Source organism: Gordonia sp. NPDC003585 (assembly GCF_040610755.1).
Lineage (GTDB): Bacteria > Actinomycetota > Actinomycetes > Mycobacteriales > Mycobacteriaceae > Gordonia.
This window is the reverse complement of record NZ_JBEXMX010000110.1, coordinates 1-14279: the sequence shown is the minus strand read 5'-3', so window position 1 is coordinate 14279 and position 14279 is coordinate 1. Positions and strand designations below refer to the sequence as shown.

Annotated in this window: 14 protein-coding genes and 1 pseudogene; 7 read left to right on the top strand and 8 right to left on the bottom strand. The window is 65.9% G+C overall.

Going from position 1 to position 14279, the window contains the following annotated elements; translation table 11 throughout:
* From ABZW74_RS22130 to ABZW74_RS22120, 3 genes are all read left to right on the top strand, one after another.
* Positions 1-318 (top strand): glycerate kinase (locus tag ABZW74_RS22130; protein WP_355279381.1); only part of this gene is annotated, 318 nt, incomplete at its 5' end.
* Positions 319-486: 168 nt separating this feature from the next.
* Entirely contained in the window at positions 487-846 is a 360-nt protein-coding gene (locus ABZW74_RS22125; protein WP_240860521.1) for an iron-sulfur cluster assembly accessory protein, read from the top strand.
* 128 nt (positions 847-974) lie between these two features.
* Positions 975-1949 (top strand): carbohydrate kinase family protein, encoded by a 975-nt coding sequence (locus tag ABZW74_RS22120; protein ID WP_240860524.1) that lies wholly within the window; start codon positions 975-977, stop codon positions 1947-1949.
* Between the two features lie 70 nt (positions 1950-2019).
* Here ABZW74_RS22120 and asnB read toward each other — a convergent pair whose 3' ends face one another.
* Complete coding sequence (gene asnB / locus ABZW74_RS22115; protein WP_355279378.1) at positions 2020-3945, bottom strand: asparagine synthase (glutamine-hydrolyzing); 1926 nt, start codon at positions 3943-3945, stop codon at positions 2020-2022.
* A gap of 439 nt (positions 3946-4384) precedes the next feature.
* Between asnB and ABZW74_RS22110 the strand changes: the two genes are divergently transcribed.
* Positions 4385-5419, top strand: a complete 1035-nt coding sequence (locus tag ABZW74_RS22110) for a cytochrome c oxidase subunit II (RefSeq protein ID WP_240860528.1) — start codon at positions 4385-4387, stop codon at positions 5417-5419.
* Positions 5416-5832: a cytochrome c oxidase subunit 4 gene (locus ABZW74_RS22105; protein WP_355279375.1), complete on the top strand. Its 417-nt coding sequence runs from the start codon at positions 5416-5418 to the stop codon at positions 5830-5832. Before ABZW74_RS22110 ends, ABZW74_RS22105 begins: the two co-directional genes overlap by 4 nt.
* A 73-nt stretch (positions 5833-5905) precedes the next feature.
* Here ABZW74_RS22105 and ABZW74_RS22100 read toward each other — a convergent pair whose 3' ends face one another.
* The 5 genes from ABZW74_RS22100 to ABZW74_RS22080 all read right to left on the bottom strand — a co-directional run bounded on the left by ABZW74_RS22100 (position 5906) and on the right by ABZW74_RS22080 (position 11869).
* Entirely contained in the window at positions 5906-7408 is a 1503-nt protein-coding gene (locus ABZW74_RS22100; RefSeq protein WP_240860530.1) for a bifunctional phosphatase PAP2/diacylglycerol kinase family protein, read from the bottom strand.
* Positions 7409-7504: 96 nt separating this feature from the next.
* On the bottom strand, positions 7505-9127 hold the full coding sequence (locus tag ABZW74_RS22095; protein WP_240860531.1) for a cytochrome bc complex cytochrome b subunit: 1623 nt from the start codon (positions 9125-9127) through the stop codon (positions 7505-7507).
* Positions 9124-10269, bottom strand: coding sequence for a ubiquinol-cytochrome c reductase iron-sulfur subunit (locus ABZW74_RS22090; RefSeq protein ID WP_240860532.1), 1146 nt, complete (start codon positions 10267-10269; stop codon positions 9124-9126). The genes ABZW74_RS22095 and ABZW74_RS22090 overlap by 4 nt, the downstream gene beginning before the upstream one ends.
* The gene (locus ABZW74_RS22085; protein ID WP_240860533.1) at positions 10266-11138 is read right to left on the bottom strand and encodes a cytochrome c; all 873 of its coding nucleotides are present in this window, start codon (positions 11136-11138) and stop codon (positions 10266-10268) included. Before ABZW74_RS22085 ends, ABZW74_RS22090 begins: the two co-directional genes overlap by 4 nt.
* A 113-nt stretch (positions 11139-11251) precedes the next feature.
* Positions 11252-11869, bottom strand: a complete 618-nt coding sequence (locus ABZW74_RS22080; protein ID WP_240860534.1) for a heme-copper oxidase subunit III — start codon at positions 11867-11869, stop codon at positions 11252-11254.
* A gap of 105 nt (positions 11870-11974) precedes the next feature.
* Between ABZW74_RS22080 and ABZW74_RS22075 the strand changes: the two genes are divergently transcribed.
* Both ABZW74_RS22075 and trpD read left to right on the top strand, forming a co-directional pair.
* Positions 11975-12517 carry a hypothetical protein gene (locus ABZW74_RS22075; RefSeq protein ID WP_355279370.1) on the top strand — a complete coding sequence of 181 codons (543 nt, stop codon included), beginning with the start codon at positions 11975-11977 and terminating at the stop codon, positions 12515-12517.
* Between the two features lie 46 nt (positions 12518-12563).
* A complete protein-coding gene (trpD, locus tag ABZW74_RS22070) occupies positions 12564-13643 on the top strand; it encodes an anthranilate phosphoribosyltransferase (RefSeq protein WP_240860536.1) in 1080 nt (359 codons plus the stop codon).
* A 16-nt stretch (positions 13644-13659) separates the two neighbouring features.
* On the opposite strand, the gene ABZW74_RS22065 is transcribed toward trpD, so the two are convergent.
* Positions 13660-13938 (bottom strand): Lrp/AsnC ligand binding domain-containing protein, encoded by a 279-nt coding sequence (locus tag ABZW74_RS22065; protein WP_240860537.1) that lies wholly within the window; start codon positions 13936-13938, stop codon positions 13660-13662.
* Positions 13939-14003: 65 nt separating this feature from the next.
* A pseudogene (locus ABZW74_RS22060) lies at positions 14004-14279 on the bottom strand (hypothetical protein); the annotation flags it as partial.

Here is a 14279-nt window from a genome sequence, read left to right as displayed (position 1 = left end):
GTCGCCGAGGCCACCGACCTCGACGCCGACGTGGCCGCCGCCGACCTGGTGATCACCGGGGAGGGCAAGTTCGACTCGCAGACACTGCGCGGCAAGGTCGTCTCGGCACTGCACGGCGCCGCGACAGCGGCAGGCGCCCAAACGGTGGTTCTCGCAGGTCAGGTCGCGCTCTCACCAGAGGAGATCGGCGCAGCGGGGATCGCGTCGGCGCACGCCATCGTCGACATCGCGGGTTCGGTGGAGGTCGCCATGAACGACGCCCGCAACCAGCTGATCCGTCTCGCCGAATCCGTTGCCCGAGGGTGGTCGGTGGATTGATGACGCGATCGGGCGATACGCGGGAATAGGCGGCGAAGGAGTACCGTTGACAGCACACGTACTACTGGTTCGCCATCCCGGCACATCAGACATCGCGTCGCGCCACCGATCACCCGTCGTCGGTGCGGCAGGGGACAGCCCGGGAACCAACCACCGAGGGAGCATTCCATGACCGTGCAGAACGAATCCGGCGCCGCGACGAGCACCGGCGTCATCCTGACCGAGGCCGCCGCGTCCAAGGCCAAGGCGCTGCTCGACCAGGAAGGTCGCGACGACCTCTCGCTGCGCATCGCCGTGCAGCCGGGCGGCTGTGCGGGCCTGCGCTACCAGCTCTTCTTCGACGACCGGTCGCTCGACGGCGACGTGACCGCCGACTTCGCCGGGGTCACCCTGTCGGTGGACCGCATGAGCGCACCGTACGTGCAGGGCGCGACCATCGACTTCGTCGACACCATCGAGAAGCAGGGTTTCACCATCGACAACCCGAACGCGACCGGCAGCTGCGCCTGCGGCGACTCCTTCAACTGAGTCGGACCGAACAGACCTCTCACGACGACCGCACCCCGACGCCGGGGTGCGGTCGTCGTGCATCGAGCAGTGCGCAGTAGCGTGGATCGCTGTCCATCCGTTGCACATCTGAAGGGCTGAGAAACCAAGTGGCAATCGTCGTCTGCGGGTCCATCGCGACCGATCACCTGATGAAGTTCCCCGGCAAGTTCTCCGAGCAGATTCTCGGCGATCACCTCGAGCACATCTCCCTCAGCTTCCTGGTCGAGGATCTCGTGGTCCGACGCGGCGGGGTGGCCGGCAACATCTGTTACGCGATGGGTCAGCTCGGTGGCGCTCCGGTACTGGTGGGTGCCGTCGGTTCCGATTTCCACGACTACCGGCAGTGGCTGGAATCCAACGGGGTCGATTGCCGTGGTGTGCGTGTGTCGGACGTCCACCACACCGCACGGTTCATGTGCACCACCGACGAGACGATGGCCCAGCTCGCCACCTTTTACGCCGGTGCGATGAGCGAGTCGCGCGAGATCTCGCTGGCCGGCGTCATCGCGGAGACCGGAACACCCGAACTCGTCCTGATCGGTGCCGACGACCCCGCCGGGATGCTACGTCATACCGCCGAATGTCGTTCCGCGGCAATCCCGTTCGCCGCCGATCCGTCGCAGCAGCTGGCCCGTCTCGACGGCGAGCAGGCCCGCGAGCTCATCGACGGCGCCGCGTATCTGTTCACCAACGAGTACGAGTGGGGTCTGCTTCGTCAGAAGGCGGGACTGTCGGAGGCGCAGGTCGCCGAGATGGTCGGGGTGCGCGTCACGACGCTCGGCAAGGACGGGGTCGAGATCATCGACACGGACGGCACCCGTCTGCACGTCGACGTCGTACCCGAAACCGAGAAGGTCGACCCGACCGGTGTCGGCGACGGCTTCCGCGCCGGCTTCCTCTCCGCGTTGGGCAAGGGACTCGGCTTCGAACGGGCTGCTCAGGTGGGCTCGATGGTCGCCGTGCTGGTGCTCGAGACGGTGTCGACTCAGGACTGGTCGTGGGACTCCGAGACCGCACTCGCCCGGATCGCGGGCGCGTATGGCGAGCACGCTGCCGAGGAGATCCGCGCCGCCTTCGCCTGACGAGTTCCGGTTGCCACGGCGCTCGCTTTCCGAGCGCCTTGGCAACCAGTTCTGACGTTGGGTCGGCGACCTACACGCGCACCGGATAGGTGTGGTCGGTGATCTGCGGGACCACGGTCTTCTCGACGAAGATCGCATGCCACACCATGAACATGAGCAGCGTCCACAGCCGTCGGCTGTTGTCGACCACGCCGTCACGATGCTCGTTCAGCATCGCGATCACCGCGTCCTTGTTCAGGATGTGATCGGTCTGGGAATGCTCGATGGTCTCGTGCGCCCAGTCGTACATCTCGGTGCCGGCGAGCCAGTGCCGGATCGGCACCGGGAACCCGAGCTTCTTCCGGTGCAGCACGTGGGCGGGAACGATCTGTTCGAGTGCCTTGCGCAGCGCGTATTTGGTGGTGCCGTGCGCGATCTTCTCGTCGTAGGGGAGTCGTTCGGCGATCGCGAACACCTCGGGATCGAGGAAGGGCACGCGCAGTTCCAGTGAGTTGGCCATCGTCATCTTGTCGGCCTTGACCAGGATGTCTCCGCGCAACCAGGTGAACAGGTCGATGTGCTGCATGCGGGCGACCGGGTCCCAGCCCTCGCTCATCGCGTAGATGGGGGCGGTGACGTCGGTGTGCGTCCACTCCGGCCGGTAGTCACGCAGCACGGCGCGCAGCCGCGCGTCGTCGAAGCTGCGGGCATTGCCGTAGTAGCGCTCCTCGAGCGTCAACGACCCGCGGTGCAGCAGGCTCTTGCCGCGGGTGCCCTCCGGGATGCGATCCGATGCGCGGCCGGCGGCGCGACGCAAGATCCCGGGGAGCCGGTCGAAGCCCTTGAGCGACAGCGGTTCCTTGTAGATGGTGTAGCCGCCGAACAGTTCGTCGGCGCCCTCACCGGACAGGACGACCTTCACGTGCTTGCGGGCCTCGGCGGCGACGAAGTACAGGGGAACCAGGGCGGGATCGGCGACCGGGTCGTCGAGGTACCAGACGATCTGCGGGATCGCCTCGATGAATTCGCTGGGGCTGACCACCTTGACGATGTGTCGCGCGCCGATGGCCTCCGCCGACTCGACCGCGACGTCGATCTCCGAATAGCCCTCGCGCTCGAAGCCGGTGGTGAAGGTGATCAGGTCGGGGTTGTGGCGGATCGCGAGCGCCGCGATCGCGGTCGAGTCGATGCCGCCGGAGAGGAACGACCCGACCGTCACGTCCGCACGCATGTGCTTGGCGACGGAATCGGCGAGAACGTCGGCGATCTCGTCGTAGCGGGACTGCCGGGTGGCGTCGGTGAACGGATGCACCCCGAACTGCGGGGTGAAGTATCGGCGCACCTCCGGTGCCTTGCCGGGACGCAGGGTCGCGTACGACCCAGACTCCAGGCGGCGGATCGACGCGTGCAGGGTCTCGGGTTCGGGCACGTACTGCAGGACGGTGTAGTGCTCGATCGCGCGAGGATCGAGCTCGGTGCCCAGGCCGACGCGGTCGATCAGCTCGAGCAGGCTCTTCTTCTCGCTGCCGAACAGGGTGCCGCCGGGTCCGGTCGCGATGAACAGCGGCTTGATGCCGAACGGGTCGCGCGCGATGAACAGGCTGCGTTCGTGGGTGTCCCAGATCGCGAACGCGAACATGCCGCGCAGTCGACGCACGGCGTCGGGTCCCCAGTAGTGCACGGCGGCCACGATCGCCTCGCCGTCACCCTCGGTGGCGAACGTCGCGTCCTCGTCACGGGCGAGTTCGGCGCGGATCTCGACGTAGTTGTAGATCTCGCCGTTGAACACCAGGGCGTAGCGGTCGGGCTGTTCGGGCGGACCCCAGCGCAGTGGCTGGTGGGAATGCTCGATGTCGATGATCGAGAGTCGGTTGAACCCGAAGACGAGGTCGTCGTCGTGCCAGGTGCCCGGTTCGTCCGGCCCCCGGTGCCGCATGCAGTGCGAGGCCGCCGCAACCGCGCCGACGGCGTCGGCCGCCGAACCGTCCGATGTCAGCAGGCCGAGCAGACCACACACGTGAGCGCCTCTTTCCGTGGGGACAGACTATTTGGGGGACCGGGTCGCGTCCCGAGTATGCCTCAGCAGGCACCGAGAGTCCGAAGTGGACCCGCCTCGACGTGCCGTGCTCGTCATTGCTTACACGACCGTGAGCTGGCACTTATCGATTGCTGTGGGGATTGGTTGCGGCAAGGTCCGCCCCAATCACGAAAGCTTCGCCGTGTTGGTCTACGCTGCGTAGTACTAGGTGCGAGAATTGCCCTGTGAAGTGCGGGCAGTTCTCGCGCTGTGCAGGTCATGTGGCATGCACCCGGGTGGCGTCGAGCCGGGCCCGGGCGAGCAGGAAGGCGTGAAATTGGCACACGGTGGACGGCCCCTATCGCGGCGTGTCTCATCAACGTCGCGGACGGTCAAGAGGATCGGGCTGGTCGCCGGTTTGGCGGTCGCTGCACTGGTCATGACCGGATGCGACGCGCGCGACGCGATGCGTTTCGGCTGGCCCGAGGGCGTCACGCCGGAGGCCACCAAGATGGGCGACCTGTGGACGTGGTCGGTCATCGCCGCGCTCATCATGGGCATCCTGGTGTGGGCCCTGATCTTCTGGACCATCAGCTTCCATCGTGCGAACGATGAGAAGAAGGGGGTCTTCCCGCGTCAGACCGCTTACAACGTGCCGCTCGAACTGACCTACACCGCAATCCCGTTCGTCATCATTGCGGTGCTCTTCTACTTCACCGTCATCGTGCAGAACGATGTGGAAAGCAAGAACAATGACTCCAAGGTCGTCGTCGATGTGACTGCCTTCCAGTGGAACTGGAAGTTCGGCTACCGCAGCGTGATCCTGGACAACGGTCGGGTGTACCAGGGCGCACAGCCCGGCATCGGCGAGGGCAACCCGTTCGCCGGTGAGCAGGAACACGAGATGCACCACGGCGAGGAACTGCCGTTCCCGGCCGGCGGTCGCGACGACGACATCCGCACCTACCTGAAGTTCGACAAGATCGAGACCGTCGGTTCCTCGAGCGAGATCCCGATCCTGGTGCTGCCGACCGGCAAGCGCATCGAGTTCAATCTCGCTGCGGCAGACGTCATCCACTCGTTCTGGGTGCCGGAGTTCCTGTTCAAGCGCGACGTGCTGCCCTTCCCGGAACAGAACCACACCGACAACGTCTTCCAGATCTCGTCGATCGACCGTGAAGGTGCCTTCGTCGGGCGTTGCGCGGAGATGTGCGGCACCTATCACTCGATGATGAACTTCGAGGTGCGTGCGGTCTCGCCGCAGGACTTCGACGCCTACATCTCCTACCGAGAGCGCTTCCCGGATCGGACCAACGCCCAGGCGCTGGAGTACATCTGCCAGGAACCCAAGTCGGTCACCACCGTGCCCTTCGATACCCGCCGCAAGTCCAACGGCAGCGTCGAGGCGAGTGGTAATCCCGACAACACGACCCTGTCGAGTTGCCAGATCAAACCGTTGGAGGCGGTCCAGTGAAGGTAGAAGCCCGGCTCTTCGAGCTGCTCACCGTGTTCTTCGCCCTCGCAGGCGTTGCCTACACCCTCTTCACCGTGTTCACCAGCAAGGGAATCGAGTGGGTCGGTGTTGTCGGCATGTTCTTCAGTGCCGGACTGACGCTGATCGCGGGCACCTACTTCCGATTCGTCGCTCGTCGCGTCGAGATCCGCCCGGAAGACTTCGAGGACGCCGAGATCGAGGACGGCGCCGGTGAACTGGGCTTCTTCAGCCCGCATTCCTGGTGGCCCATCCTGATCGCCGGCGGCGCCGCACTCTTCGCCGTCGCGTTCGCCACCGGCAACTTCTGGCTCGCGATCTTCGCCGCCGCGGTGATCATGGGTACGGCAGCAGGATTGGTGTTCGAGTACCACGTGGGACCCGAGAAACACTGACGCTCTCACCGACCAATTCTTGTGGCCACACCGAATCCGGTGTGGCCACAAGCATGTTCAGGGCTTACGTTGATCAGGCCTGCCGGGGTGCGTACACGGCCAGCTGTCGATAGCCGACGCGGAAGCGTGCCTCCCGGTAGCGCTCGCCGATCTCGCCGTCGTGCGCGATGGTGATCTGATCGTCGACGGCGGCGAAACCGAACTCGGGCACTTGCATCTCGTGGTACAGCCGCGACCGTTCTAACCGGCCGAGGGCCAGCGCGAGCAGGATTCTGGTGGTCGCCCAGCGGTGATTGGTCTCCAGGATCCGAACGTCGAGCAGTCCGTCGTCGAGTCGGAGCCGACGCGCCGGGAGGAAACCCGTCGGCTGGTACATTGAGTTGCCGACCAGGAACAGCGATGTCTCGATCTCGGTGCCGTCGACGTTGATTCGGACGTGCGGAGCCCGTCGCAGGACGCGTAGGACGGCGTAGGCGGTCGCCAGCGGCCGGCTGATGCGACTCTGCAGCCGTGTGCGGGTTCGGACGAACTGCGGGTAGGCGCCGATGCTGGCGGTGTTCAGGATGAGCCGGTCGTCGTTGAGCCACACCGTGTCCACGCGGGTGGCGGTGCCCGATCGAATGGCCGTCAGTGTCCGGTTGACGTCGGTGCAGCCGAGGTCGCGGGCAAAATGGTTGAACGTCCCTGCGGGGAAGACTGCGAGCGGCAGATCGGCGGACAGTGCGATCGCTGCCGCGGTTGCGACGGTGCCGTCACCGCCGGCGATGCCCAACACCTCGGCCCGAGATGCGGCGTCGCGCAGCACCTCCTCGACGTCGTCGTCGGGAGCGAGTTCGACGATCTCGGCGGCCGGCAGCATGGCTCGGATCCGGTCGAGAACCCGTGCGCCTTGGCCGTCGCCCGAGGCCGGATTGATCACCACAACAACACCGTTCCCGTCCGGACGTGCCGTGGTCGGTACCGCGGACGGGGTGGCGAGTGAGATCCGCGGACGGGTGATCGGGGGGACGACCTTGGTGCCGATGGTCGCGATGCTCGCACCGATGCCCAGGCCGGCCATGACGTCACCGGGGTAGTGCGCCCCGGTCGCGACCCGCGAGATGCCGACCAGCCCGGCCAGCGCCGACAACAGCAGCCCCGCCGGCGGATTCTCCGCGGCCACCCCGGCCGCGAAGGCCGCCGCGCTCGCGGAGTGTCCCGACGGCAGCGAATTGGATGTCGGCTGTGCGGTGCCGCGTCGAGTGAGCGGTATCGGGCCGACCAGCGGGCGGTTGCGACGTCGAATCCGTTTGGCCCCCTGATTGGTGACCAGACTGGTCACCGCAAGCGACGCGATGCCACGTGCGGCACCACGCTGCAGGGTGGGCTGTCCGGACAGAGCCATCCCGGCCGCTATTGCCATCCACAACTTCGAATGATCCGCTGCGTGAGACAGTTTCGGCATTGTCGCGTCCAGCAACGGGCTGGGGGAGCGGGCGATCGAATCGTAGATCTCCGCGTCGAGCGAGCCGAGCCCGCGAGTGATCTGACGGACCGCTGCCGTGCGTCGAGCAGTTCTCACGAGTCGGCGTCTCATGCCTCCACGTTGTCATACGCCGCGCCACTCGCGAAGCCGGGACAACAGAAAGGCGGCATCATCGCGAAGATGATGCCGCCTCACTGATTCTCAGGACTACTCCTCGAACGGATTGCCGCCCTTGGCCTGCAATTCGCGCAGAGCCTTCTGCTCGGCCTTCTCGTTCTCGTGTTCGGCCTCGACGTGGCGTCGTTGCTGATCCGGCGGATCCGCGGTCAGAATCGATCCGGTACCCGGCGCGCCGGCAGAGCCGAGCTTGTTCATGCGCTTGGGCAGAGCCATTCCCTCGTAGGGGAGTGGGATCGGGTGACCGTGATCGTCGACCGGGCCGAGGGGCTGGTGCACCTCGATGTACTCGCCCTGCGGCAGACGCTTGATCAGGCCGGTCTCGATGCCGTGCGCCAGGACCGCACGGTCGCTGCGTTGCAGCGCCAGTGCCCAGCGGTAGGCGATGAAGTACGCCAGCGGCGGTACGACGATCAGGCCGATGCGGCCCATCCACGTCGTCGCGTTCAGCGAGATGTGGAACTTCAGCGCGATGATGTCGTTCATGCACGACAGCGTCAGGATGATGTAGAAGGACACCGCCATCGCACCGATACCGGTACGCACCGGGACGTCACGCGGACGCTGCAGCAGGTTGTGATGCGCGTCGTCGCCGGTCAGCCGCTTCTCGATCCACGGGTAGGTGAACATGCCCGCGAACATGATCGTGATGATCACGACCACCCAGAAGATCGCCGGGATCGTGTAGTTGCCCAGATAGAGCTCCCACGCAGGCATCAGACGGGCCAAACCGTCGGTCCACATCATGTAGATGTCGGGCTGCGACCCGGCCGACACATGCGCCGGGTTGTACGGACCGAGCACCCACACCGGGTTGATCTGGAAGATACCCGCCATCAGCGCCAGCACACCGGTCACCATGGCGAACATCGCGCCGCCCTTGGCCGCGAAGACCGGCATGATGCGCACGCCGACAACGTTCTTCTCGGTACGGCCGGGGCCGGGGAACTGGGTGTGCTTCTGGTACCAGACCAGCGCGAGGTGCGCGCCGATCAGCGCCAGGATGATGCCCGGGAACAGCAGGATGTGCAGCACATACATGCGCGGGATGATGATCTCGCCGGGGAAGTCACCGCCGAACAGCGCCCAGTGAATCCAGGTGCCGACCAACGGAATACCCAGGACGATGCCGCTCATCGCGGCGCGGACGCCGGTGCCCGAGAGCAGGTCGTCGGGGAGCGAGTAGCCGAAGAAACCCTCGAACATCGCCAGGATCAGCAGGAAGCAGCCGATGATCCAGTTGGCCTCACGCGGACGCCGAAAGGCGCCGGTGAAGAAGATGCGCAGCATGTGGATGATGATCGACGCGGCGAACAGCAGCGCGGCCCAGTGGTGGATCTGCCGGACGAACAGACCGCCGCGCACCTCGAAGGAGATGTTCAGGGTGGTCTCGTAGGCCTTGGTCATCATCACGCCGTTGAGCGGCTGATAGGCGCCGTCGTAGATGACCTCGCTCATCGACGGGTCGAAGAACAGGGTCAGGTAGACGCCGGAGATCAGCAGGATGATGAAGCTGTAGAGCGCGACCTCACCCAGCAGGAAGGACCAGTGCGTCGGGAAGACTTTGTTGATCTGACGACGCATGCCGGCGGCGAGGTGGTACCTCGAGTCCACCTCTTCGGCCTGCGCGCCGAGACGGTCGGCGATGGTCATGACTTACGCTCCCAGAATGCTGGTCCGACGGGCTCGATGAAGTCGCCTGCAGCGACCAGGTAGCCCTCATTGTTCACCGTTATCGGCAGCTGTGCCAGTGCCCGTGCCGCCGGACCGAAGACCGGTTTCGCGAACTCCAGCGCGTTGAACTGCGACTGATGGCACGGGCAGAGGATGCGGTTGGTGCGCTGCTCGTACAGCGAGGTCGGGCAGCCGAGGTGGCTGCACACCTTGGTGTAGGCGAAGTAGTCGCCGTAGTTGAAGCTCTCCTGGCCCTTGCGCTTGATGGCGTGCGCGGCGTCTTCGGGACGGAGCCGGATGAGCATGACCGGGTTGCGAACCGCACGCAGGCTCTGCAGCAGTGCGTGGCGTGAATGCTCGGTCTCGCCGTATCCGTCGGACACCCGCCACGGGAACACGGTCTCCATCGCGCCGGCGTCGAGATCCTCGGGACGCACGAGCGCGACCCGCCACGGGTCACCGGTGTCACGGCGCAGGTAGACGGTCTCCTTGGGCTGACCCGGAGGGGGAGTCCAGCCGGATGTCCAGAGCGGCGAGTTGTCGCCCTCGGCCCACGGGTTCTTGATGAGGCCGCCGACGAAGGCGATCAGACCGGTGAACGCGAACGCTCCCAGGCCGAAGGCCGCCGAGCCCAGGATCATCTTGCGACGACCGAGCGTCGAGGTCTTACCGGAGTCGGCGAGTTCGGCGACGATGGTCTTCTTGTCGACCTCCGACGATCCGCCGTCGTGCCGGTCCTGCACCGAGATCTCGGCCGGCAGGAACTTCTTGGTGATGAGGACCAGTGCGATACCGATGGAGAGCACCGAGAGCCCGAACGTGATGCCGAGCAGCGGGGTGTTCAGGGTGTAGCGCCAGTAGTCGGCTTCGTCGGGGAGAGTGAATTCCCAGTGGTTCCAGATGAAGATGATGAAGCAGGCGATCGCCGAGATTCCCGAGATGGTGAACCAGATCGCGACCTGCCGTTCGGCACGCTTCTCGACCTTGGACCCCGGCTCCGGGTAGCGCTCGGAGCGGTGGATGATCTCGACACCGTCGAGATTGGTGCCGAGCTTGACCAGCTCTTCCGAGCTCATCTGGTCGAGTTCGTCCTTCGAAGGGCTGCTTTTGTCGCTGCTCATGCGCGAGATCCCATCCACATGGCGGAGGCCACCACGGCGACGACTCCGACAAACCACATCACCATGCCCTCACTGACGGGGCCGAAACCGCCGATGCCGAACCCGCCCTGGGGTTTGGACTCGGTCACGTACTTGATGAAGCCGATGATGTCCTTTTTCTCTTCGTACGACAGCTGCCGATTCGAGAACTTGGGCATGTTCTGCGGTCCGGTCAGCATCGCGGTGTAGATCTGCTGTTCGGTCACACCGTCGAGGTTGGGTGCGAACTTGCCCGAAGACAGCGCGCCGCCACGTCCGGTGAAGTTGTGACAGGACGCGCAGTTCAGACGGAAGAGCTCGCTGCCGCGGCCGAGGCGCTCGCCACGAAGCGCTTCGCCGTCCTCGGGGGCGCGAGTCGGGCCGCCACCTTCGGACTGGATGTAGGCGCCGAGCTGGTCGATCTGCGCGGTGGTGAACTTCGGTGGCTTGCGCAATGCCTGTGCTTCACCGCGAGCTGCGGGCATACGACCGGTGGACACCTGGAAGTACACCGCAGCATCGCCGACGCCGAGCAGTGACGGACCGCGGTCGGGCACGCCCTGCAGGTTGGCGCCGTGGCAGGTGATGCAGGAGGTCTCGTAGAGCTTGCGGCCATCCTGGATGACGGCGAGATCGCTCGGGTCGGCGGTCGCGACCTGTGCGTTCGGCGACAGCACGGAGGCGAGCACACCGGCCAGCATCAAGCCCGCGAGCAGCAGCAATGCCCCACTGGCACGCCGACGCAGCTTGCGGCGAGCGCGCGCCTTGCGGGCCGTGGCCTTGTTTGCCACTGAGGCGGTGACCTCTGGACCGGCGTCGCTATCCGACGATCGCGGTGGAGATGAACTCATCTGTGACTCTCTACTAAGCGGACGGACTGTGTTGTTGTGCGTGCGGGTGGTCCCGCGGGGGCTGAAGCGTTATCCGGGCCGCGAGAGCGCGGGCTGGTGCGCTGCGGCCGATGTCATCGGACGAAGTAGATCGTGACGAAGAGGCCGATCCAGACGATGTCGACGAAGTGCCAGTAGTACGAGACGACGATCGCGGCTGTCGCCTGTGCCGGGGTGAACTTCGACAGTTTGGTGCGGATCAGCAGGAAGATGAAGGCGACGAGACCACCGATGACGTGCAGGCCGTGGAATCCGGTGGCCATGTAGAAGACCGAACCGTAGGCGCTCGACGAGAGGGTCGTGCCCTCGTGCACCAGGTGGTAGTACTCGTAGCCCTGACCGGCAACGAAGAACGAGCCCATCAGGAAGGTCAGTACGTACCAGCGCCGCAGTCCGAAGACGTCGCCACGCTCGGCCGCGAACACACCCATCTGGCAGGTCACCGACGACAGGATCAGCACCGTGGTGACCGGGATCGCCAACGCGAGATTCAGCTCGGTCGGCTCGGCCGGCCAGCCGATGTCGGCAGGTGAGTTCGCCCGGGCCACGAAGTACATCGCGAACAGACCGGCGAAGAACATGAGCTCGCTGGACAACCACACGATGGTGCCGACGCTGACCATATTGGGCCGGTTCAGCGAGTGCACGCGCGAGGTGATGGCTGTTCCTGAGGTTCCTACAGCGCTTGTCACAGATGAAGTATGACGGTTCGTAGTAAGCGGTGACCACTTGGGTCGGAAATTGGTCGGAACTATTTCTCTCCGCGCAGGTGGGGGCCATGATCGGGGAGGCCCGGCGTGTCCCGCCGACGGCAGTCGCGCACCGTCGATGTGGTTGGCTGGAACGCAATGAAGCGGAATCATCAAGACGGTGTCACGCCGGGTTCGCGGGATCTCAACGGCCGCGTGGTGCAGCCCGGCCGGTGGGCCCGGCTGCGGAGTCGTTTCGGTGGGGCCGGCCCGGTTACGCCGCTGTCGGTCGACGACGCGGACCTCGTCGTCGTCGCAGGTTCCGACGACGACGCCGTCGCGAGTTCCACGGCGCTCGCCGAGTCGTCGTGGCGGCCCGACGACGAGGTGGTCCTGCGACACATTCTCCGTCTACCGGTGCATCGGAGTGCGGAAGCGGTGTCGATCGCTGCGCTCGATGGGTATGTCCGCGTAGAGCAAGGGGGTGGGTCGATCAGCGGAGATGATGGCCATGCCCTGGTGGTGTTGGCCAGAGTTCAGCAACTCGACGCCATGCATCTGTCGCAGGAGCGGTCGAGGATGGCCAGCCTCGGGTCGCGGCATGGTGGCGTCGCACTGTGCTGGCATGTCCTGCAGCGCCCGCCCACCTGACATCGCCGGGAATCGGGTGGTTCGAGATGGCCTAGGCTGTAACCCCGTGAGCAGCGCCCAGACTCCGCCCGCATCCGCGTACACGTGGCCACAGATCCTCGGCAAGGTCACCGATCGACATGACCTGTCCGCGCAGGAAGCCGCCTGGGCGATGAACGAGATCATGACCGACAGCGCCACCGGCGCACAGATCGCGGCCTTCGGTGTCGGCGTCAAGATGAAGGGCGCCGCGCCCGACGAGCTCATCGGCCTGGCGAATGCGATGTTGTCGCACGCGACCCTGGTCGAGGTGTCGCGCCCCGCGGTCGACGTCGTCGGAACCGGTGGTGACCGGTCGCACACCGTCAACATCTCCACGATGACGTCGATCGTGATCGCTGCCGCGGGTGTCCCGGTGGTCAAACACGGCAACCGCGCGGCGTCGTCGAAGAGTGGTGGCGCGGACGTCCTGGAGGCACTCGGCGTCGCCATCTCGCTGGACGCGAGCGGAGTAGCCCGCTGCGTGGACGAACTGGGTATCGGATTCTGCTTTGCCCCGGTGTTCCACCCGGCGTTCCGGTTCACCGGTCCGCCGCGCAAGGAGATCGGTATCCCGACCGTGTTCAACGTTCTCGGTCCGCTGACCAACCCGGCGCGGCCCGCGCGCGGATTGATCGGGTGCGCGTTCGCGGACCTGGCGCCGGTGCTCGCCCGGGCGTTCGCCGACCGGGGAGCTGCGGCCCTGGTGGTACGCGGTGACGACGGACTGGACGAACTGACGACCACGACGACCTCGACGGTCTGGCAGGTCGCCGACGGCCAGGTCACTCAGCTGTCGATCGACCCACTCGATCTCGGCATCGAACGCGTCGAATTGTCTGCGCTGCAAGGTGGCGACGCGACGGTCAACGCGGCGATCGCCCGAGACCTCTTCGCCGGGACCCAGGGTGCCGTGCGCGATGCCGTGTTGCTCAATGCGGCCGGCGCGATCGTGGCCTTCGAGCAGAGTGCTCCGCTGACTCAGGACGGGCTGACCGAAGCGTTCCGGGCAGCGCGTGCGCGTGCCGCCGAGGCCATCGATTCGGGTGCGGCACAAGAACTTCTGCAGCGATGGGCCCAGCTCTCGAGCGAACTGGCCGCCGGCTGATCGCGCGCAGGCAGGCTCACTCCTCGCCGATGGAGAAGCCGCCCTCGGTGTCGGATCGGGAGTAGCTGCGGAACGCGATGTGGGTCGCGCTGTGCAACACACCCGGCAGCCGGTTGATCCGGCCGGTGACGACCTCGGCGATCTGCTCGTGGTCGCGCACCCGGATCTTGGCGATGAGATCGACGTCGCCCGCGCACGAGTAGACCTCGGCGACACCGGGGATGTCGGCGACCGCCTGCGCGGTCTCCGGGATCTGATGAACGTCGGCCGAGATGAGCACGATGGCGGTGATCATGGGTGTCACAGTAGAACATCTCGCGAGCATGTCGGGGCACCGTCAACGACTTGCCGAGTTCCTGATCAGCTTGCGCGCAGGGCTGCCGTGGACGCACTCCGTGTGGTCGTGTCGCGGGCGCGCTGGGCCGTCGCGGACCAGGACAGCCACCGCACAGCCGAGCGAGACGGCAGCGCAAGGGATTCGGTGCAGGACACGATCCGCGCGTCCGGTTCGGTGATCCACCGGTAGAGCAGCGCCGCTTCCTCCGCGTTGGCGCCGAGCAGCGGGCCCTCGGCAGGTACCACCGTTTCGGCGGCCGCGACGAGCGCCTCGACCACCGGCATCGGCGCGACGCCACG